12 protein-coding genes are annotated in these 22,175 nt (G+C 42.2%); 6 read left to right on the top strand and 6 right to left on the bottom strand.

Features of this window, described 5'->3' with window-relative positions; genetic code table 11:
• Both HMPREF9075_RS13055 and HMPREF9075_RS02115 read left to right on the top strand, forming a co-directional pair.
• Nucleotides 1-1,580, top strand: a 1,580-nt coding sequence (locus tag HMPREF9075_RS13055; protein ID WP_009414847.1) for a gliding motility-associated C-terminal domain-containing protein, incomplete at its 5' end; no start/stop codon positions are given.
• A gap of 266 nt (nucleotides 1,581-1,846) precedes the next feature.
• Nucleotides 1,847-2,083 (top strand): hypothetical protein, encoded by a 237-nt coding sequence (locus tag HMPREF9075_RS02115; protein WP_009414845.1) that lies wholly within the window; start codon nucleotides 1,847-1,849, stop codon nucleotides 2,081-2,083.
• A 6-nt stretch (nucleotides 2,084-2,089) separates the two neighbouring features.
• Here the strand turns inward: HMPREF9075_RS02115 and HMPREF9075_RS02110 are convergent, their stop codons facing one another.
• The 6 genes from HMPREF9075_RS02110 to HMPREF9075_RS02085 form a co-directional block, all read right to left on the bottom strand.
• Nucleotides 2,090-3,100 (bottom strand): Gfo/Idh/MocA family oxidoreductase, encoded by a 1,011-nt coding sequence (locus HMPREF9075_RS02110; RefSeq protein ID WP_009414844.1) that lies wholly within the window; start codon nucleotides 3,098-3,100, stop codon nucleotides 2,090-2,092.
• A gap of 13 nt (nucleotides 3,101-3,113) precedes the next feature.
• Nucleotides 3,114-3,713, bottom strand: a complete 600-nt coding sequence (locus HMPREF9075_RS02105) for a YigZ family protein (RefSeq protein ID WP_034556552.1) — start codon at nucleotides 3,711-3,713, stop codon at nucleotides 3,114-3,116.
• 140 nt (nucleotides 3,714-3,853) lie between these two features.
• Nucleotides 3,854-10,948: a cell surface protein SprA gene (sprA, locus tag HMPREF9075_RS02100; protein ID WP_009414842.1), complete on the bottom strand. Its 7,095-nt coding sequence runs from the start codon at nucleotides 10,946-10,948 to the stop codon at nucleotides 3,854-3,856.
• A 119-nt stretch (nucleotides 10,949-11,067) separates the two neighbouring features.
• Nucleotides 11,068-11,655, bottom strand: coding sequence for a Holliday junction branch migration protein RuvA (gene ruvA, locus HMPREF9075_RS02095; protein ID WP_009414841.1), 588 nt, complete (start codon nucleotides 11,653-11,655; stop codon nucleotides 11,068-11,070).
• Between the two features lie 8 nt (nucleotides 11,656-11,663).
• Nucleotides 11,664-14,039, bottom strand: a complete 2,376-nt coding sequence (gene pbpC / locus HMPREF9075_RS02090; protein ID WP_009414840.1) for a penicillin-binding protein 1C — start codon at nucleotides 14,037-14,039, stop codon at nucleotides 11,664-11,666.
• Nucleotides 14,036-14,704, bottom strand: coding sequence for a hypothetical protein (locus HMPREF9075_RS02085; RefSeq protein WP_009414839.1), 669 nt, complete (start codon nucleotides 14,702-14,704; stop codon nucleotides 14,036-14,038). The genes pbpC and HMPREF9075_RS02085 overlap by 4 nt, the downstream gene beginning before the upstream one ends.
• Before the next feature lie 417 nt (nucleotides 14,705-15,121).
• Between HMPREF9075_RS02085 and HMPREF9075_RS02080 the strand changes: the two genes are divergently transcribed.
• From HMPREF9075_RS02080 to HMPREF9075_RS02065, 4 genes are all read left to right on the top strand, one after another.
• A complete protein-coding gene (locus HMPREF9075_RS02080) occupies nucleotides 15,122-15,955 on the top strand; it encodes an IS982 family transposase (RefSeq protein WP_009414838.1) in 834 nt (277 codons plus the stop codon).
• 304 nt (nucleotides 15,956-16,259) lie between these two features.
• On the top strand, nucleotides 16,260-17,369 hold the full coding sequence (locus HMPREF9075_RS02075) for an efflux RND transporter periplasmic adaptor subunit (RefSeq protein ID WP_009414837.1): 1,110 nt from the start codon (nucleotides 16,260-16,262) through the stop codon (nucleotides 17,367-17,369).
• Between the two features lie 43 nt (nucleotides 17,370-17,412).
• Nucleotides 17,413-18,807 carry an efflux transporter outer membrane subunit gene (locus HMPREF9075_RS02070; RefSeq protein ID WP_009414836.1) on the top strand — a complete coding sequence of 465 codons (1,395 nt, stop codon included), beginning with the start codon at nucleotides 17,413-17,415 and terminating at the stop codon, nucleotides 18,805-18,807.
• A 31-nt stretch (nucleotides 18,808-18,838) separates the two neighbouring features.
• Nucleotides 18,839-21,997 carry an efflux RND transporter permease subunit gene (locus HMPREF9075_RS02065; RefSeq protein WP_009414835.1) on the top strand — a complete coding sequence of 1,053 codons (3,159 nt, stop codon included), beginning with the start codon at nucleotides 18,839-18,841 and terminating at the stop codon, nucleotides 21,995-21,997.
• The last annotated feature ends 178 nt before the right edge of the window (nucleotides 21,998-22,175 follow it).

Here is a 22,175-nt window from a genome sequence, read left to right as displayed (position 1 = left end):
AAAACTTGAATGGCAGCAACTGCTCGGTAGCAACAGCTACCATAGTGGTAACCAGCGTAAGTTCGCCAACGGTAACTCCAACAATTACCGCTAATGCTGATACCTTTACCCTTACGGTAAGTAGTACTACTTATACTACCACAAACAATGTATTGACCAATGACCGCATTGGTACCGCTACGGCTACTGTAGGAAGTGTAACCATACAAACTACGCCTCCTGCTACCGATAAGCCTTATATAGATACTAATACAGGATTTGTAGTAATACCAAGTGGTGTGGCTACGGGTACGTATACTATCAACTATAGCTTGTGTGGTATTGCTCCGCTTACAGGTTGCAGCAGCGTAACCACCGTAACGGTGAATGTAACAAGTGTTACGGCTACGCCTACAACGCCTATCAACATAATAGCCGTGCCTGATGGTACTGTTAATATCAATGCTGAAACAGGCGGACATATAGCAAGTGTATTGGCAAACGATACATTGGAAGGTCAGCCAGTAACCACAGGAACTGTGTCGTTTACTTGGACGACAGCTACCCCTACAGGCTTTACACTCAATAGTGATGGTACGATAGATGTGGCTTCAAATACTACCGTAGGCTTCTATACGATATCTTACACTATCTGTGCTACCCGTGGTAGCGACCGCGCTTGTGCTACTTCACTTATAAACGTGAACGTGGTAACGCCTACCGCTACTCCTACTATAGAAGTGAACGGCGAAACCTTTACTTATACCGGTAATATGGTAGTGGGCAACGTGCTTACTAATGACAAGCTGAACAACATCAGCAACCCATTGATAACCAGCGTAACGCTTACAGCACCGGTGCCAGAAACAGGCAAGCCTTATATAAAACTCACTTCGGGCGAGGTGATGGTATTGCCTGGTACGCCAGCAGGTAGCTACGAAATACCTTATAATGTGTGTGTGCCAGCAACTACTATATGTGGTACCGCTACTGTAGTGGTAATAGTACCTGCGGCTACGCCTACACCTACTCCTGTGCCTGTAGCTGCTGATGATGAGGCTACTACCGTACGCAATACGCCTGTAACTATAGCTGTATTGGCTAACGATACACCTCACGGCGCAATGCCTAACGTGGTAACAGTGCCGCTAAATGGTACCACTACCGTGAAACCAGACGGCACAATAGAATACACACCTAATAGCAGCTTTATAGGCAACGATGCTTTTGTATATGAGCTTTGCAATAATAACGGAGCGTGTGTAACGGCTACTGTAAGAATAAAGGTAGAAAACAACTTGATTGTTTACAACGGGGTATCGATAGACGGTAATGATAGGAATAGACACTTCCATATAGCAGGTATAGAGAACTATCCTAAGAATGTGGTGCGTATATTCAACCGTTGGGGCGTACAGGTGTTTGAAGTGGAAGGCTACGACAACGTACGCAACGTATTTACAGGTCGTTCTGACGGACGTGTAACTATAGAAGCTGGTGATAAACTGCCACAAGGTACTTATTACTATACTATAGAATACGTAGATGAGAACAACCAAAAACAAAAACAAGCAGGCTGGTTATACTTGAAGAGAAATTAGTGCAATCGGCATAAACAATAAAAAAGTGCTCAAGGGACGATCTCTTGGGCACTTTTTGTAATTATGAATTTTGAATTATGAATTTTGAATTGGGCACAAGCTGCAAGCTTGCGCCAGCGGGGCAGTAAAGAATTTTGAATTTTGAATTTTGAGTTTTGAATTTTGAGTTTTGAATTTTGAATTGGGGAACGCCAATGTGTAATTGTATTATTAAGTATTAAGCATTAATCATAATTATTTTGTATCTTTGCCAAAAAATAGAGCGTATGAACACTATAGTATTAAAACAGAATTTAGATTTTCAGCATTATCAATTGGCAGTTAAAGCCTTAGCTAGTGTAGGAGTAGAAGTGGCTGAACCTCATAATCCTTATGAGATAACAGAAGAGGATATACGTGCTATTGCCTTAGCACGCGAAGATGTAAAGCAAGGAAGAGTTAAAAGTAGTGAACAAGTATTTGAAGAAGCAAAAGCCTACTATGAAAGTTTTTTGGACAGATAGAGCTGATTATGCAGTGCAGGTTTGTTGTTGGGCAATCAGCTCGATTACACCGATTACTTCATCGGCAGGGATGGGGTTGGGAGCTTGCTGGGTGAGTGCTAAATAAATAGCCTCGTATAGCTGCATATAATTGCCGTGTTGGGCAGTGGTGAGTAGGCGTCCGCCCTCGAGAGTGTGAAGAATGCCATTAGGCTGGGTGACAGTTTCCATCCAAGCTGTGGTAGCAGGGATAGCTCCGGCAACAAGTGCTGCTTCTTGAGCATCAAAACGCTGTTGTAAGAATGAGCCGTGTGTGCCATGCAGTACGTATTCCCATTGGCGCTCTAAGGCATAAGTAGATGATTTAAGGCGTACGCGCAGCTGTTGGTCGTAGTGTAGCAGGAGTTCAAAGTAATCATCAGTTTGCGTATTGGGGCGCAAATACCCCAAATCGGCATATACTTTATTGGGTTTGCCAAATAGCTGCAAGGCTTGGTCGATGAGGTGAGCGCCTAAATCATAGAGAGCTCCACCGCCAGCTTCGGCAGTTTCTTTGTGCTTTTTGCCGCTGATTTGGCTGCGAAAGCGGTCGAAACGTATTTCTACCTCTTTGAGTTCCCCAAGTACGCCACTTTGCACTATTTCTTTTACTTTTAGGTAATCGCCATCATAACGTCTGTTTTGGAATACTATGAGTAGTTTTCCTTGCTCTTTCGCTAAGCGGGTGAGCTGTTCGGCTTCTGAAACGCTAATCGTAAAAGGTTTTTCTACCAATACATTTTTGCCTGCCAACAGTGCCTTGTAAGCATATTCGTAGTGTGTTTGTACAGGGGTATTTACCACTACCAAATCAATAATAGGGTCTTGTAGCATTTCTTCTACGCTACGATAAAGCCTACTTTGTGGGTATAGCTCTTTAGACTCATTGTTATGACGCTCTACTACAGCTGAAAGCTGAAAATGAGGATGATGGGTAATAAAAGGAGCGTGGAATACCTTCCCGCTCATACCAAAACTTGCTAATGCTACGTGTATCATAGTTATATAAATGCTAATCAGCTACTTTTACCCCATATATATTTTGGAAGATTTCTTTTACTCTGGGATAGTCGGTAGTGCGTATTGCCAAGTGCAGCTCACATTGCTCGGTGAGGTGTTGTGTTGTGATAGTAAGGTTTTGTTCTTTTACTACTCGCATTACCTTGTTCATCAGCGGATAGTCAAAAGTTAGGATTAAAGTTTCGGTAATGAGGCGTTCTTCAATTTCAGCCTCTTGCAGAGTGAGTTGGGCTGTAGTTTTGTAAGCCTGTACCAGTCCGCCAACACCTAATTTGATACCTCCAAAATAGCGCACCACAATCACCAATACATTGGTAAGCCCAAATGATAGTATTTGTCCGTGAATAGGGATACCAGCCGTGTTATTGGGCTCGCCATCGTCATTAGCGCGATAGCGTTCATTTCTGCCATAGCCTAATTGCCACGCATAGCACCAGTGTCGTGCTGAGAAATGTTTCTTTTTAACAGCCTCCAGATGTATTTTTACCTCGTCTTCGGTAGTAATAGGAAAAGCGTAGCCTAAAAACTTGCTACTCTTTTCCTTAAAAATTACTTCTTCTATGGCTGTTGTTATTGTTTTGTAGGTATCCAAGGTGTTAGTGTTTATTAACATCCCCCCTTAACACATACTCCGCTGCGCCAGCCTCGCGGACTTCCTTCAAAAGGGGGGAGATGCCGAAGTAGAGCTCGCGGACTTCCTTCAAAAGGGGGGGAGATGTGTTAGAGCAACTACTAATTAAACGTATATTTTACGGATATTCCCGATCTGAGGGTGGTCATTGGGAAGGCTGTAGATATAGCCGACTTTGAGAAATTGTACTGCAAATAATACGATGCTAACAGATTTTTGCTCAGTGCGTATTCTGCAGTGAAATTACCCAACCACGAGCTTTGTCCTGCCGTTACTTGGTTGTTGAAAGTCTCCATATTGCGTATTACTGTAAATTCTTTGAGGTATGACAATGAGGCTTTCATTACCAAATCGCTTTTTATTACAGTAGATTCTCCTGTGATGCGAGTGGCAAAACTCAAATCTTTCAAGCGGTAACCCAAACCGAATTTGTATTCTTTTTTGAGTATTTCGGTAAGGTAGTCGTTGTCTAAACTAATAGAAATAGTGCGGTCGCGATTGAACTCAGCTAGCAAGCTCATTGAGTTTTTGAGTTCCATATCGGCGCGCAATAGTGGGTTGAATTGTTCAGCCAATGTAACCGTAGCATAGAGCTTATCATTTAGGAAGTCGCCTGCGGTATTAGTTTTATTAGGGTTGGCAGGGTCGTATTCCAAATTAGTACGGAATTCGCTAAGCGAATAGCTTGCGCGGTATCCGTGTGCTAACGAAAAGCGTTTGAAGTGATTTTTGATAGCCTCTATACGCATCAAGCCTGTGTAGCGGATATTCCATTCGGGTATAGGGATACTTCTAAAAGCACCCAGCGATACGCTATTGGCATTACTGCCCGAATAAGCAGCAAAAAAGGCAGGAATCATTACCGCTTGGCTCTTTTTGCTATAACCTATAGGGTAGCCATCATTATCTACACGAGCAGGATTTAGTCCGCGCTCTTCAGCCAAACGGCGTGCTATGGTTAGTCTATTTTCTTTGAAACGCTCAAAAGCTGCCGAACTGTACTCGTCAATACTATTGAAGGTTGTAGCCAATAGGTTTGTTGAAATATTAAACCTACCTATTTCATTACCTACCAATTTGTTATATACAAAATTGCGCACCTCGAAGGTTTCGGTATAGTTTTCACTATATTGCTTATTGCCTTTCAAGTTGATTTGCAAATCGGTAATAGGCTGCAAGTTGGCAGTGATGAGCAATTGCTCTTCTTTTGAACTGATGTATTGGTCGTTGAAATCGACAAAGTCAGTAAGATAGCCGTTTTTAGCCATTTCGTATCGCAAATCGGTTTGGTCGCCTAGCATAAAGTTCCACGAAGGTTTTAACGTACCTAAGAAGCCCACTTGCTGAGTATACCCAGGTAGTGTACGCGCTTTAGTAACCGAATAGTTTACCCCTCCGGTTTTCACCATTGTCAGCAAGCTCTTGCCTAATGACGTTTTTTCGCCACGTGGTGTAGGCTTCACCCCGAGATAGCGGTATAATTGGTCGAAAGTGAGGTTGGCTGTCAGGTTGTGCGTATTGCCATTTTGCAGTGTATTGATATCGTGATGTGCCAATTGCAACAGCGTTTGAGAACCTCGTTGGTAATCGAAATCGCCTGAGTAGGTGTAATTAGCTCGCACAAACTGCAAGAATGGGAATTTATTCATTGGCAAATCGTAATTTAGCTGAAATTTGGAGAAGAAGTGGTCTGGCGTACCCAAATCCCAGAAATCACTCCATATATTTTTGGTTTTGTCTACTCCCGAAATATCGCCATTGTTGTCGTATAAGTAATAATTGCGAATTACACTATTGTTTGTAGCGTTGAAATTTAGTCGCAACGATTTTGTAAGATTGTAATTGATAGCGTATTGATGATTCATTACAAAATTGCGTTGTTGCAGCTCTGGCAAAGCCTTCTGTAGGCTTGAATTTACGCCTTCAAATTGCACATCGCGGAATAGCTGTTTGGTGAATGAACGATTCAAATCGCTGGTAAACATTACACTTGTAGGCAAAATATTCAGGTTGGTATCTGCCAGCCATTGCCAATAGCGTTTGCCTGCAAAGTATTTCACTTTTTTCAGCGGTTCTACACTTGTAGGTTTAAAAGTATAGTTATACATAAAGCCAGCGCGTACCTGCTGCTCATCTTCGTAACGCAGTTCGTAGTCGTGGTGATTTTTCTCGTTATAAGCGTAGTTGAAAGTGAAGTTTTCGATGTTATAAATACGATTTTTCTGTCCTTCAGCAAGGTTTTTCTTTACGCCTATAAGGTTGATACTTCTTCGGGAAGTAAAGTCCTCAGCTTGTTCTTTGATAATTTCACGCTCACGAGCCGACTGTGCCACGCTTAGGCGGTCTTCAAGTTTGATGTCCTGATATACAGGGTCGTACTCGGGGGTGCTTCGTTTTTGCGACTGACTTAAGCCCAATGGTATCTGTACATTCCATTTTTTAGGTAAAAGTTTTCCAGCGTTGATATTCATCATCACATCGTATTCTTGCGTGCCTTCCAAAGCGCGTTGGTTAGGAGCTTGATCTACAGCGCCAAAGCCTACGGTGTGCATACGCCCTGTAGCCGAAAGGTTTATGAGTTCGGAAGCATTGGCATCCAACGAACCTACAGCCGCCCAGCCGCCTTTGTTGTTTAATTCAGCTACTCGCAACTCGTTGAACCAGTATTCGCCACTCAAACCATTATTTCCCGATACGTTCTTAATTCCCAACATCACAGAGCGCACACTCCCCAATGAAGGGTTACCCTTCACCACATAGCGGTTTTCGCCCATTTGGTGAGGTGTGTTTTCGCTTACCACATTGAAGTTGGCATCGTAATAGGTAACACGATCTAACGACTGATTGCGAATGCTTATAGCTTTCAGTTTGGTAAGTACCTCCATAGGTATAGTCAGCTGGTTGAAATCAGGCCAAATAGCGTGCTCGGAAGTGCTACCAGCAGGGGTTACCTTCAGCGGTATTTCTACTTGGTAATAGTTGTCTTTAAAGTCTGTACCTATGCGCAAAAAAGCTACCGCATCTCTATCGTTTAGTGGGCGGTTTTTATAAGCCTCAGCGTGTACAAATAGCTTGATGTATTTATATTGGCGGAGGTCAAAACGCAAAGCTTTATATACAGCGCGGCTATCGTTGTTTTCTAAGTTATCCACTATATACGAAAGTGCCTGTTCGTTTTGCTCTACCAGCGTATTATTAGTGTTGATACGCTCGCGTTTTACCCCTGGTGGCATACGGTAAGGAATAGGATGGCGTGTTTCGTTTTCTATCAAGTTTACCGAGTTGATTTCTACCCTTGTGCCGTCATCAGAAGGGTCGTCGTTATCACTGCTAAGCGTATAGTTGTAGTAACGCCAGTCGCCACGCACCAAGTCGAGCGTTCCGAAACGCAATAGCATTTCTTGAGGGAAGCCCGTAAGGTACATACGCATATGCGTCATAGAGTTGATAATATCCAGCTTATCGTTGTTGGGCACAGGGAAAGTAAAGCCCTCGCGCCACATAGCACCACTTTCAATCGGTATTTTGAACTGTATCCAGCGCGTAGATACTCGTCTTCCGTTAGGAGCTTCTACCGATACGGTACGTATGTCGTTTACATAAGGGTCGCTGGTAGTTATATTAGGTTTGATACGCACACGATACTCCAAGTAATTGTTGGTAGTGTTCATCGTGTAGTCTCCGTTGATATCTTCAGTGTCGGGTAGGGTAGTAGAGCCCCTGTTGGTATCACTGATATTTACAGGCGAGTTACCTTGCGTTCCGTTGTAATTGTAATAGCGGTTCATAATATTACCGCTGCGCGCCAAGAAGTATTGGTAATTATCTAATGCAGGGTCGTTGGGCGAAGTAGCAACGTTGTTGTTGTAAATACGCGCCTCTTCAGCATCGGTAAGCCCGTCCAGACCAATGTCTTGCAGCCCGCGATTGGTAGCACTATCGTCAAAAGCATATACAAGTGATTGTGCGGCAGGCACTTTACCCCAAGACGAAGTATTGATGCTGGACGATGAAGAGAGCCCAGGTAATCCATTTTCGTATTGTTTTCTACCATCGCGTAGCATGTCTTCGGAGATGTTTCCTAAGTTGAAGACCAAGTCGCCTGAACCGCTGTATTCTCCTGAATAGTAAGGATCCATTATCCAAAACTGCAAAAACTCTATATTGCTTTCCTGAAAGTCGGAATAGCTCATACTACGCATTATGCCTCCCCACTTTTCGTCTTTGGTTTTAGTACCAAAATTGGGGTCGTTGTTGTAAGTACCCTTAGCGTTAGGATAATACGCCAAGTCTAAGGTACTTTGCACCAGTGATTGCCCTTGAGCTACCTGCTGTTGTGGGAATATTTCTTCAATAAAGATACGTCTGGTACTATTTTTTGATATTTCATCACTGCTGATGTCGGAAGGTTTTTCGCCTGAATAGAAGATAGGGTCTATCGTATACCACGATAGTTTAGCACGCCCGTAGCCATTTTTGAGGTTGTCGGCATCGTCAGGAGCGTTTCCAAAGAGTGTTTGAGGCGCACTGCTATTTCTGCTGCCAGCTGCGCCAAATTCTAAAGGAGTACTTGCTAATTTCCACGCCAAAGGCGAGCGCATATCAATAGTGCTTTGCGCAGCCTCAAAGTCGTCTAAATACACTGTAGTTTCACCGTCAAAATCATCAGCCTTAGGAGTCCCTGCCTTTAGGTAAGCAAATTCTCCTCGCACCGATAGATTGGAAGGGGCATCGCTTTTTATTGTAGGCAAGCGGTTTACCCAACGCGTAAGGAAAGGCAATTCGGTAGAATAACTACCGCCAATGCCGAAAATGGTGTTATTTACCGATTCTTGTCCGTAGCTCGTTTTTTGCGTAAAAGGTCGCTCACGCAAGTTTACAATAGCTCCGTTCATCACAAATTTATCGCTAAATTTATGCTCTACATTCACTCCCATAAAGCGAGTGGTTTGTCCCCCGAAAATCAAGTTGTTTTCTAAAGATACTTGTATGGGCAGGTTACTTGCTTGTATGCTAGGGTTTGTGATTTCCACCGTTCCCGATTGGTAATCTACAAGGTAGTCTAATCCTTCCACCAGCACACGCCCTCCGGCAATTACGGTTACCGAACCTCGTGGCACGTTGAAAGCCCCCAGCGAAATCCCCCTGCGCGAAGAAGCCTTATAGCGCCCCTTCATCACAAATTTGTTCTTTTCGCCGTCCATTTGAGCTTGGGTTTTGGTGTTCTTGTACAGAGCGGTATACACGTATTTCTGCTGATTGGCATTATAGCTTGCCGTTTGCCCGTACTGCGTTCCACCGCCCAATGTGTTATACAAAAACTCACCAAAAGGCTCTACTTTGGTAAAAAATATCTTACCAAATTGCTCATCTACGGTAATCCCAGGTAGGAAGTCGAAGAAACCATCACCCCCAGGTTGTGGGTCGTTGTATTTATTTAAACGGTCGAAATTGAAAAGATTTAACAAGATGCGATCTTCCAAGCCCGTAGGCCAGCCCGTATTGTTCACTTTCTCGATGTAATTGATAGGCGAAGGATTGGAGTAATAAATATTCATCCTAAAATCTTCTGCTGAAAGCTGTGCCGAACCTACCGAATAAACGTTTTTCATCATCAAGTCCCAAATAGGGTCTTTTACGTTTAGGCGGTTGCTTTTTAGCATTTTTAGCACCAAAAGGTTGTTGGTAATAGCATTGTTACCCAAAAGGGAGTTGTAGGAAGTAGCCGAAATACCGTCATTGGCAAATTCGCCCACCTGATACACTTGGCTTCCGTAGGTATATTGGTAAGCCACTGCCAATACCTCATCGGCACTAAGTGCAGTACTTAGCGAGATGTACCCTAATTTTTTATCTACTTTGTAATCAACGCCTTCTTCTAATTTGCGGGCGTTTTCTATCACTGCGTAATCATACCCCTGACTCACGTAGGTGCTGTTGGTACCAAAACCTTGTTGCACAGTTGCCACATCGCGTATTGCCTGAGTAAGTACCGACTGGGCTGTACCTATTTTTGTAGGGTCGTATTTGTTGGCACTATTGGCAGGCATATTATTCACTGTAGTATTGAAGAAGCCAGTTCCTGCCTTATCTTTTAGGCGGCTGCGCACCAAGCGAGGTTCTCCTAAATCTTGCAAAGCCAATATGTTGCGTATATTGCCCATACGGCTATTGCGGTTGGTTACCCACACCTCCAGACGCGTAATCTGCACTTTGCTATTGATAAACGGATAGTTTTCTAAAGCACGATCGTAGTTGTCACGGAAGAAATGTGCTAAAAAGAAGTTTCGGTTTTCATCGTAGTCTAAAGCAGAAAATTCAAATTCGGTAATAGTACCGCCACCTTGTGCGCTCACGGTTTTGCGTTCCGATTTTTGTTCTGAGAAAACACTGGTGATAGTGGTACGACCAAATTTCAGCTCTGTTTTTACCCCGAAGAGACTTTGCGAACCTGTAATCAGTGAGTTGGCTATAGGCATAGAAATGTTACCTAACTCTATTTTCTGAAGTATATCGTCTTCGTCAGGTTCGTAATTTAGTTTGAAGATATTCTGAAAGTTGAATGAAGCCTGAGTATCGTATTGAGCGTTAAGGTCTAAGCGCGTACCTATTTTACCTGTAAGCCCCAAGCTAATACGCTGCTCAAAATCTAAACCAAACGAACTGCGATAACGCGGACTAATGGCTGGGTTATCGTTGCGGGTATAGCGTACGCCAAAATCTAAGCCCACGCTACCGGTAGGTGTAAATTCTATGTTTTTGCCTCCGAAGATAGTTTCAAAGAAATCAGAATTGACGTATAGCTCGGGCAGCAAGTCGCGGCGAGCTTTCTTTTGGGCATTAGTTTCGGACTGGGTATTAGCTAGTGCTGTTAGTTTATCGGCGTAGTAATTGTGCATACGCTCGCGCATCACGAGTTTTTCATATTCTTCTACAGTCAGAAAAGCAGGCATACGAAGGTCGTATTTGCCTAATTTTTCGGTATATACATAGCGGTTGATTGTAGGATTGTAAGTGTATTTCTGAACGATAGAAGCAGGTTGTTGCAGCCCAATAGTAGGAATACCATTTTTTACAACTGTTGCTGTTTGAGTGCCGCCTTGTGATGTAGTATTGCTTTGTGTAGTAACCTGTTGTGCTTGTATGCCGATACAAGCACAAAAAGCTACTAATATTAATAATACGTAGTGCTTCATATATAACGCCTATAGTTTTACAAAATGCAAAAATACAAAATAATTTTGAATTATGGACTCTGAATTGTGAATTTCACCAATTTGCCAATTCCTCTCACAAGCTAATGATTCATCATTTGCTATGTGAGCTGATTGAGTCCTTCTTTGATGAGTTCTTCTACTGATAGTTCTTGGGTAGCGGTACGCAGTACTTTATCTAATACTTTTTCGGCTTGTTTTCGTATAAATCCTAATACCTCGAGTGCTGCAAGTGCTTCTTCTTTATTGCTGTGAATTGTGGTGGTAGGTTCATCGGCGAGGTCTTGTAGTTTTAGCATTTTGTCTTTCAGGTCGAGGACTACGCGTTGGGCTGTTTTAGCTCCTATACCTTTCACTGATTGTATGGTAGCTACATCGCCATTGATAATAGCACTTCGCACTTGTGCTGCCGTTAGTGCCGATAGCATTGTGCGTGCCGTGCCTGCACCTACCCCCGATACCGAAATCAGCAATACAAATACCTCACGCTCAGCCTTATTGGCAAAGCCATAAAGTGTGTGGGCATCTTCTTTTATCTGTAAATAAGTATATAGGCGTATGTTATCAGTACTTCCTAATGCTGAATAGGTATTGAGACTGATATTTACAAAATACCCCACACCGTGGCAATCTATTACCACATTGGTAGGGTTTTTCTCTACTAATTTTCCTTCTAAGTGTGTGATCATATTAGTGTTTAGTGACTTTGTACTAAAATTTCTATTACTTTTTCGTCACCTGCTTCGTTGATAATGCGTAACCAGTGTTTGCCTTTGTTAGCATATACGTTCATTTCGTGGAAGGTGTCGGTAGTGCCCAGATGCTGATTGTCTAAATACCAAAATACCTTACCACTGCGGTTTGCTGCTTTGGCTACAAAAGGTTGTAGTTTGCCTCCGAAATCTTTAGTAGTATAGATAATACTTTGGTGTTTGGGATAGATAAATGCCAATCCTTTTTGGGTAGTGCCTTCGGTACAATCGGGGCGGAAAGGCGGCAGGCTGCGGTAGTGCATATGTTGTTGTTTGTAGTACCATTCCATTACAGGGGGAAGTACAAACCACGCTTTGCTGTGCATCTCTTGCACCGATTGGCAATTAGCATTTACCTGATAGTTTTCGGAGGGGTCTAAATGTACTATTTTATGATAAGGACATTGTCCTATTTCTTTAGGAGCAAGCGTACTGAAGATTGTTTTTTGGGGGCATTCGGGTTTGGCTAAAAATCCGGAATCTTCGCATACTGTTACTTTGCGCAAGTCGTCTAACGGAGCTGTAAACCAAGTTGTGGAAGGCAATGCGCTAAATATGCGGAACATTACAGGGGCTGCATAGCTTGCGCCTGTGAGGGTAGGGCGTCCTTCGCCGGTAGCATTACCCACCCATACCGCTACTACATATTCGGGGGTAGCGCCTATTGCCCAAGCGTCTTTATTACCAAAGCTGGTGCCTGTTTTCCAAGCGACTTTTCGTGCTGATTCGTAATACCGCCACGCCACATCATCGGTAGGGCGATTTACTTCTTTCATAGCATTAAACATCTCATACACAGCCCCTGCGCGCAGTGTTGGGAGCTCGTTAGTAGCTTTTCCAAAATCTATAGGTTCGCTTTCGTTTAGATAACGCAAAGGCTGAAACTCTTGGCTGCGGTAGTGCTGTTGGTGTGCAAAAACTTCGTTTAGCGAGGCGAGATTGGTATAAGCTTGTGCCAAATCCCACAAGTTACTTTCAGCCCCTCCTAAGATGATAGAAAGCCCATAGTGGTCGGGGTGCTTATTGATGTTGCGCAAGCGCAATTGTTGTAGCACATCGTAAAAACGATACGTAGTAAACTGCTTTAGCAACCATACAAAAGGAATGTTTAGCGATTTAGCCAAAGCACTATTAGCGGGCACAGCTCCTTCAAAACTATTGCTAAAATTCTGTGGTGAATAGCCGGCTATTTGTGTAGGAACATCGGGGATGAGCTGTGTGGGTAGCAGTTCCCCTTCGTGTAGCATTGCGGCATACAACAGCGGTTTGAGCACACTGCCCGTACTGCGCGGAGCGTGAATAATATCTACATCTTTTTGGTGGTCGCTATCAGTAGGCGTATTGCCCACATAAGCTAATACCTTGCGCGTTTTTACCTCTACCACCAAAGCCGCCATATTGTAGATTTCACTTTGCGAATAATGAGTGTAAAAACCACTTACGATATTATTTACCTTCTCTTGCAAATGGCTGTTGATAGTAGTGCTAAGGCGTTGTCCCTGATGGGTTTTGCCTGCATAAGTAAGCAAGTGAGGGGTAATTTGTGGCACAGGATGGGGTTCGGTGGGTAAGGGCTCTAAAAGTGCTAAATCATAAGTATCTTGGTCGATGATGTTTTTTAAGCGCAATTTTTGTAGTAAGGCATTGCGTTTTTTCAGTAAGTGTTCTTGGTTTTTGCCAGGGAAGATGAGGCTAGGAGCATTGGGCAATACTGCTAAGGTAGCTGCTTGCGCCCACGACAGCTGATGAGGAGCCACCCCAAAATAACGCCACGAAGCCATTGGTAATCCTACCACATTCCCCCCATAGGGAGCGTGTGAGGCATAGAAGCGAAGAATACTTTCTTTACTATATTTAAACTCTAGGCGTGTAGCCCATATCATTTCTATAATCTTTTCAAAATAAGTGCGTTCTTGGTGTTCGCGAGCGATACGCACCACTTGCTGGGTGAGCGTACTCCCTCCGCGTTTTATTCTTCCACTGCCTATATTGCGCCATAGGGCTTTCCCCACCGAGATAGGATTTACCCCCCAATGGTAGTAAAAATGAGCATCTTCAAACTCTAATACCGACATTTTGAAGCGGTAAGGCACACTATCGATTTCGGGGAAACGCCATTGCCCATCGTTGGCTATTTTGGCAGCCAAGAGTTTGCCGTCGCTACTTTCTAATACGGTACTATAAGGCTGCGGAAAAAGCTCGGAAGGTAAGAGGAAGATATACCACACCAATAGCACCCCACTTATAGCCGAAATAATGGGGTGCTGTTTTATTTTTCGTTTGCAGAAACTCAGGAAGGTAGTAAATAGTTTTTTACTCATTCATTTTTTACGATTACAAACTGCGCCTTAGAACCCGTAGCCAAAGCCCAATTGTTGTGAGCAATTACCCTATTTTGCTCATCGATTACTTGAAATTCGGCGGTATTGGGTCCGGCTTCACCTTGGTTGAGTGCTAAAAACTCTATTTTGTTAAACCCAGGTTTGAGTTTTATCACAAAACCCCGAAAAGTATTTGTAAGAAACACATCGCGTACTTGTTCTTCGTCATTTACAAATACACTGATACGATCGCCGTCTACATCAGCATAGTCGCGGCAATACACAGTGATAGCGTTTCCATTGTTGACAAAATCCCCAAAAAATTGGTCGCCTTTGGGCACTTGGGCATCTTCTCTTTTATGGTCGTTCAGTTCGGTATAGTTGGGTTTAAATTCTATTTTTCGGTGTACCAAATTGCTTTTACCTGTAAAATCAATGGATTTTTCAGTTTGTTTCATAAACTGATTTTCAGGTTGTTGAGGTTGTTTTAGCAATGTAAAGGGATTGTTGGGTGCTTTTAGTTGTAGTGTAGGGGGTAGGGCAGGCAATTCGGGTGCGTTTTCTTGAGGTGCAATTGCAGGAATTTGTTTTTTCTGCGTTTCAAAAGGTTGTGCTGCCACTTGCAGGCAGAAGAGGGATATAAGTATGAGAATGTATTTTGTCATTAGGCGTTAGGGTTTAGTTTTGTGGAATGATTATAGCTATTTGCTAAATCTTAAAAATAGTCTTGCAAAAACTTTGCCAAAGGTGTTTAACCTTCGCTGGGAAGAATTATGAATTTTGAATTGGGCACAAGCTACAAGCTTGCGCCAGCGGGAGAACCTTGAGCGAACCTTGAGCGAACCTTGAGCGAAGGATAAAACTTTGTCAAACTCTGAAAGTTTGCCAAAGTGTGTGGTGTAAAGTTTGTCAAAGTGTGGGGGGATGGGTACTTAAATTTGGCAAGGTTTTTGTGTAAAAATTTGTTTCGGATTTTGTTCCTAATTACTTAATTCAACTTGCTAGTTGAAAAGTTCAGAAAATAAAAAAGCAAAGCAAAAGATTTGTATATTTGTGATTGCAAAAAAATAAAAACAACTCCAATGCTTTGCAAAGACAAAATTACATCAATTTTTTGTATCATCGATGATATTTTAAAAGAAATTAATCATTCTGAAGATATTCGCAGAAAAGTATCTGATAGCGAGATTATTACAACAGCGTTTATAGCTGCTACCAGTTTCTATGGGAACCATCGTTCAGCTATTAAATTTGTTAAACAATACAATTTGTTCCCCAATATGTTAGAAGAAAGTAGGTTTAATAGACGCTTACATAATCTGGGAAATCTACTTTATGAATTATTTCATTTAGTAGCCTCTTTTTATAAAGAGATTACTTGTGAAATGAACTATATCATAGATTCGTTTCCTGTCCCTATTTGTCAAAACATTCGTATTAATAGATGTAAAATTGCAAAAGGCAAACAATATAGAGGCTATACAGCAAGTATGCGGTCTTATTTTTATGGGATTAAAGTTCAGTTAGTTACAACAGGAGAAGGTATACCAATTGCTTTTCATTTTACCGTAGGAAAAACGGCAGATGTGAAAGCCTTAGATAAGATTACAGAGATTTTTCCACCAGAGGCAAGACTTTATGGGGATAGTGCTTATACAGATTATCAGATGGAAGATTATCTACTTGAAAATAAATGTGTTGAATTAAAAACACAACGAAAAAAGAATAGCAAAAGACTCGATACAGAAAAACAGAGCAAGCTAAAATTAAAGATGAGAAAACGTATAGAAGTAGCTATAAGCGATATTAAAAAGCTGTTTCCTAGGACGATACATTCTGTTACTTTAAAAGGTTTTTTAATAAAGATAACAATGTATATTTTTGGATTACAGCTGTTTAAAATAATTAGTAACTAGCAAGTTGAATTACTTAAAACTACTTTAACAAAAGATTAACTATTTATAATTGTTATCTATAATTCTTTTTTGAGTAATTTTGCCTGCAAAAAAAATCGGTTTTCTGACTTATCAAAAATCGATTTCCTGACTCATCAAAAAAAGAGTTTTCTGACTCATCAAAAAAAGAGTTTTCTGGCTCATCAAAAAATCGGTTCTCTGCCTCCTCAAAAATCGGTTTTCTAACTAATGATGCCTATTGGGATTGAATTGATATGTGATGTGCTCTTGATTTATATTGATGACTAACGACTAAATAATTCTTATGAATAAAACATTTTTATTAGCAGCTACAATTCTATTAGTAAGTTGCAACAACACTCCGAAACAGCAAGGTAATAATCCGCAGCAGCCGCCTCAATATCCTGTAATTACGGTAAAAGAACGCAATACGGTATCTACTCTTTCTTATCCTGTGAGTATAGAAGGTGTAGTGAATAGTCCGGTGCAAGCTAAAGTATCGGGGTATATAACTAAAGTGCTGGTAGATGAAGGACAAGCGGTAACACAAGGGCAAGCGATGTTTCAGCTAGAAACTCAAACGCTTAATCAATCGGCACAATCGGCAAAAGCGGCTGTAGATGCTGCCCAAGTGGAGGTAAACAAGCTGTTGCCATTGGTAGAGCAAAATATCGTTAGCAAAGTGCAACTGGATACAGCTAAAGCTAATTTGCTGCGCGCTCAGGCTGCCTACAATGAGGTTGTAAGCAATATTGATTTTGCAGTAGTGAAAGCTCCCGTAAGTGGGGTGGTAGGTGCTATTAACTTCCGCGAAGGTGCTTTGGTAACGGCTAACAATACGGTACTTACTACCGTTTCGGATGTGAAAGATGTATATGCTTACTTTTCGATGAACGAAAAAGAGTACTTAAACTTTTTGGCTTCGGCTAAAGGTACTAACATTACCGAAAAGCTGAAAAATTTGCCCGAAGTAAGTCTTGTAATGGCAAATGGACAAGAATACTCTGAAAAAGGTAAAATACAAGCTGTAACAGGACAAATAGATGCTACCACAGGTAGTATACAATTCCGCGCTACTTTTCCTAACCCTAATAGGTTGCTTACTAATGGTAATAGTGGTACTGTGAAAATACCGCAATACTTCAACAACCAATTGGTAATACCTGAAGTGGCTACTTTTGAACAACAAGGAAAAGTATACGCTTATAAAGTAGTAGCAGATACCATTGTGCGTACTGTTATCACTCTAAAAGACCGCGCTAATAACTATGCTGTAGTAAATAGTGGCTTGGCTACTGGGGATGTCATATTAGTACAAGGACTCAATACTCTGCGCCAAGGTAGTAAACTTACGCCTAAACAAGTGGATATGGATAGTCTTGTAAAAGCTATACACCCTATATTTAGGGAATAGAGGGGAATTAGCAAATTTGGAAATTAGAGAATTAGCAAATTAAATGATACACAATATAAAAAGGATAACGGTGGTGGCTGCAATGGTGGTGTTGGTTGCTGCTTGTGGGGCTCGCCAAACGTATGAGTCGCCTAAAATAGAAGAAAAACTTTTCCGCACGGATAATATTCCTGCGGATAGCTTGAGTACGGCGAATGTGTCGTGGCGCGATATTTTTACCGATGCTGCTTTGCAAACTCATATAAACAAGGCTTTGAACAACAACCTTGATGTGCGGGTGGCTTTACAAAACGTAAAATCGGCAAAAGTGTATTTGGCACAAAGCAAACACTCTTTTTACCCTGTACTATCAGTAGGTGCAGATTATACGCGTAGCACAAACTCTATCAATGCGACAGGAGGGGTGGGCAATCGCTCTTATAACAACTTATGGGACATTACAGCGAACGCTTCGTGGGAAGCTGATATTTGGGGAAAACTATCTGCTGAAAAACGCGCTACTTATGCTTCATACCTTGCCACCGCTGAAGCTCAAAAGGCTGTGCAATCGGAAGTGGTGGCTACACTGGCTACTGCTTACTACCAACTGCTGATGCTGGACGAACAAAAAAAGGTACTCGAACAAACAATTGCCTTTAGAAAAAAGAGCCTGGCTACCACTAAACTGCTTAAAGACGCTGGCTCGGCTACTGAAGTAGCTGCCAAACAAATGGAGGCTTTGGTATACAATGCTCAAGCTCAGCTTATCGGCATTAACAATAGTATATGGGCACTGGAAAATACTATTAGTGTGCTTTTGGGCGAAGCTCCTCACGCTATTGAGCGCACGACCCTTGCTGAACAGCAATTTCCTACAGACTTTAAAGAGGGCTACGAAGCTAAACTATTGCAAAATCGTCCTGATGTGGCACGTGCAGAACTGAACTTGCGCAATGCCTTTGAACTTACTAATGCTGCTCGTGCGGCTTTCTACCCAACGCTTACTCTTAGTGCTCGCGGCGGACTTAGTAGCTCTGATTTGGAAACTTGGTTTTCACCCAAATCGCTCTTTGCTAACTTAGTAGCTGGATTGGCACAACCTATCTTGAACCGCCGACAAATACGCACCCAATACGAGGTGCAAAAAATAGCACAAGAAACGGCTTTGCTGAACTTCAAAAAAACATTGTTATCGGCAGGGAAAGAGGTTGCTGATGCTATGCAGCAATTTTCATCGCAAACTGACTATATCGCCTTGAAAACACAAGAGATGAAAGCTTACCAACAGGCTACAGATTATTCGCAAAAGCTGTTTGATAGCGGTATGATTAATTATTTAGAAATTATCACTGCCGAAGTGAATCGGCTTAATGCTGAACTGAGTGTTGCTGAAGCGCAATTTACTCGTATGCAGTATGGCATTACTTTGTATAAAGCCCTTGGAGGAGGGTGGAGATAACTTTGAATTTTGAATTTTGAATTGAGAATTTATGATAAAGAACTTTATAAACAGACCGGTGCTATCAACAGTTATCTCTATACTGATAGTGATTTTGGGACTATTGGGGATAAACTCGCTTCCGGTGTCGCAATATCCTGATATTGCACCTGTAACGGTGTCGGTAAACGCTAGCTATGGTGGAGCTAATGCCGAAACGGTACTAAAATCGGTAGTGATACCTTTGGAAGAGCAAATCAATGGGGTGGAAAATATGGACTATATCACCTCATCGGCATCTAATAACGGCTCGGCTAACATTACGGTCTATTTTAAAAATGGCACTAATGCTGATAATGCAGCGGTATTGGTGCAAAACCGCGTATCCTATGCGAACGCTATCCTTCCTGCAGAGGTAAAACAATCGGGGGTAACGGTAGAAAAACGAGAGGCTGGGCACCTGATGTTCCTTACTTTCTTTTCTGAAAATCCTGAATACAACGAAACTTACTTAGAGAACTACTTAAATATCAATATTATCCCTGCTCTTAAACGTATTTCGGGGGTGGGCGATGCTGATGAATTTGGTGGTAAAAACTACTCTATGCGGATATGGCTTGACCCTCAAAAACTACAAGCCTATAAACTGAATCCTACCGAAATAACAGCTGCTATCTCGGCAGAGAGCTTGGAAGCTGCGGCGGGTACGCTGGGGCAAAACAGCGGTAGTGCTTACGAATACACTATTAAATATAAAGGAAAATACAACAAGGTAGAAGAATACGAAAATATCGTAATTAAAGCCCTTGACGGGGGGCGTGTGCTTCGCCTTAAAGATGTGGCTGAGGTAGAGCTTGATGCACTTAGCTACACAAGTTTTTCGGAAAGCAAAGGTCGTGTGGCTATAGCAATGGGTATTTCGCAAACCCCTGGTGCTAATGCCCACGCTGTGGTACAGAATATAGAAAAGTACCTCAAATCTATAGAAAAAGAATTGCCTGAGGGGGTTACTTATTCTATCAACTTTAATGTGAATACCTTTTTGGATGCGGCTATTTCTAAGGTAGTTTCTACACTTTTAGAGGCTTTCCTTTTGGTGTTCTTGGTGGTATTTTTATTTTTACAAGATTTTCGCTCTACGCTTATTCCGGCGATTGCGGTGCCTGTATCTATCGTAGGTACTTTCTTCTTCCTGAACCTTTTTGGTTACTCTATCAATATGCTTACGCTCTTTGCCTTGGTACTTGCCATAGGTATAGTGGTGGATGATGCTATAGTGGTGGTTGAGGCGGTGCACGCCAAAATGGAACATACTCACGAAAAAGCTAAAGCTGCTACTATTTCGGCAATGAACGAAATTACAGGGGCTATTATTTCTATTACCCTTGTAATGGCAGCGGTGTTTGTGCCTGTAACTTTTATTGAAGGAACTACAGGGGTGTTCTACAAACAGTTTGGGGTTACCCTTATTATTGCGATTGTTATTTCGGCAATAAACGCCCTTACCCTTAGCCCTGTGCTTTGCTCGCTTTTCTTGAAGCCTCACAGTGATAAGGCGTACGAAGAAAAGTCGTGGTTGGGTAAATTTTTCTACAAGTTTAACGTAGCTTTTAATGCTGCTACGCTTAAGTACGGACAAACTTTTACTTTCTTCTTGCGCCATAAATGGGTAACCTTAGTGCTTTTTGCTATTGCAGGGGGTGGTATTTACTTTGCGAACAAAAATATGCAAACGGGCTTTGTGCCTAATGAAGACCAAGGCTTTGTGCTAATGGACTTATCTATGATACCTGGTGCCTCTATGGAACGGGTAGCAAATGAGATGCGCCAAGTAAGTAATGAACTGAACGATATTGAAGGGGTTGAGAACTTTACTTTTGTGGTAGGGCGCGGTATCCTATCGGGAGCGGGTAGCAATAATGGTATGGGCTTTTTTAAACTTAAACCTTTTGAAGAGCGCGCCAAAGACCCTCAGCAAAGTATAGGGGCTATCATACAAAAGGCTTTTGTGGTAGCATCTAAGGTAAAAGATGCTCAAATAGTGTTTTTCCAACCGCCGGCAGTATCGGGCTTTGGTATGGGAGCTGGGGTGTCGTTTAACCTACTGAACAAATCGGGGGCTGATGTAACTGAAATTAATAAAACTGCACAAGAGTTTATGGAAGTGCTTGATGCGCGCCCAGAAGTGAAGTACTCTAAAACGTCATTCAATACGGACTACCCTCAGTATCAGTTGGATATAAACGTAGAGCGCGCTATGCAGTCGGGGGTATCGGTGAGTACCGTACTCTCTACCTTGCAAAACTATATAGGGGGATATTACGCTACTGACTTTACTCTCTACGGGAAACAATATAGGGTAATGGTGCAAACGCTTCCTGAAGCTCGTAAAGATGTGAATAGCCTCAGCGGTATGTTTGTGCGTACTGCTAATGGCGAAATGGCTCCTCTTTCGGAATACGTGAGTTTGAAGCGTGTGTTTGGTCCTCAGGCTATTAGTCGTTATAACCTTTATACTTCGGTGGATATTTCGGCTGCTAACAACGAAGGTTATAGTACCGGTGATGTGGTGAAAGCGGTGCAAGAAGTTGCTGCCCAAACGCTAAACGCTAACTACGGCATTGACTTTACTGGGCTTACTCGTGAGGAACAAAATGCGGGATCGCAAACGATAATTATCTTTATTCTCAGCTTGGTGTTTACGTACTTTATTCTTTCGGCACAATACGAAAGTTACTTATTGCCGCTATCGGTACTGATGTCGTTGCCTTTTGGTATCTTTGGGGCGTATTTTGGTCAGTGGTTGTTTGGATTAGAAAACAATATTTACTTCCAGATCTCGCTGATAATGCTTATCGGTCTCTTGGCAAAGAATGCTATCTTGATAGTAGAATTTGCGGTGCAACGTAGGCGAATGGGTGAAAGTCTCTCTAAAGCGGCGATAAACGCTGCAATGGCGCGTTTGCGTCCTATCTTGATGACTTCTTTTGCTTTTATTGTTGGTTTGTTGCCGCTGGTGTTTGCTACAGGCGTAGGTGCTGCTGGTAACCGCTCGGTAGCTACGGGCGCAGCTGTGGGTCAGCTAATAGGTACTTTTTTTGGCTTGATAGTGATACCTGTGCTTTTTGTAATTTTCCAAGACTTACAAGAACGTATTACAGGAAAACCTAAAAAAGATGAGATATTTGAGACTCCTACGGAGGAATTTTAATTGTGAATTATGAATTTTGAATTGTGAATTGGGCACAAGCTGCAAGCCGGGTAGGGGCGATTGGCAAATCGCCCTCACAAAATGCGCCACACACTTTGGCAAACTCTGAAAGTTTGCCAAAGTTTTTTTTTAATCCTCACCCCCGTGAATTATGAATTGGGCACAAGCTGCAAGCTTG

Origin of the sequence: Capnocytophaga sp. oral taxon 332 str. F0381 (genome assembly GCF_000318275.2) — a bacterium.
Taxonomy (GTDB): domain Bacteria; phylum Bacteroidota; class Bacteroidia; order Flavobacteriales; family Flavobacteriaceae; genus Capnocytophaga; species Capnocytophaga bilenii.
This window is presented reverse-complemented; position numbering and strand designations above follow the sequence as displayed.

Bases quoted from the DNA above. Each gene is read 5' to 3' on its own strand.
- HMPREF9075_RS02080 (WP_009414838.1), top strand. From the start codon at position 15,122: ATGCTTTGCAAAGACAAAATTACATCAATTTTTTGTATCATCGATGAT.
- HMPREF9075_RS02065 (WP_009414835.1), top strand. From the start codon at position 18,839: ATGATAAAGAACTTTATAAACAGACCGGTGCTATCAACAGTTATCTCT.
- sprA (WP_009414842.1), bottom strand. From the start codon at position 10,948: ATGAAGCACTACGTATTATTAATATTAGTAGCTTTTTGTGCTTGTATC.
- HMPREF9075_RS02110 (WP_009414844.1), bottom strand. From the start codon at position 3,100: ATGATACACGTAGCATTAGCAAGTTTTGGTATGAGCGGGAAGGTATTC.
- HMPREF9075_RS02115 (WP_009414845.1), top strand. From the start codon at position 1,847: ATGAACACTATAGTATTAAAACAGAATTTAGATTTTCAGCATTATCAA.
- HMPREF9075_RS02075 (WP_009414837.1), top strand. From the start codon at position 16,260: ATGAATAAAACATTTTTATTAGCAGCTACAATTCTATTAGTAAGTTGC.
- ruvA (WP_009414841.1), bottom strand. From the start codon at position 11,655: ATGATCACACACTTAGAAGGAAAATTAGTAGAGAAAAACCCTACCAAT.
- pbpC (WP_009414840.1), bottom strand. From the start codon at position 14,039: ATGAGTAAAAAACTATTTACTACCTTCCTGAGTTTCTGCAAACGAAAA.
- HMPREF9075_RS02070 (WP_009414836.1), top strand. From the start codon at position 17,413: ATGATACACAATATAAAAAGGATAACGGTGGTGGCTGCAATGGTGGTG.
- HMPREF9075_RS02085 (WP_009414839.1), bottom strand. From the start codon at position 14,704: ATGACAAAATACATTCTCATACTTATATCCCTCTTCTGCCTGCAAGTG.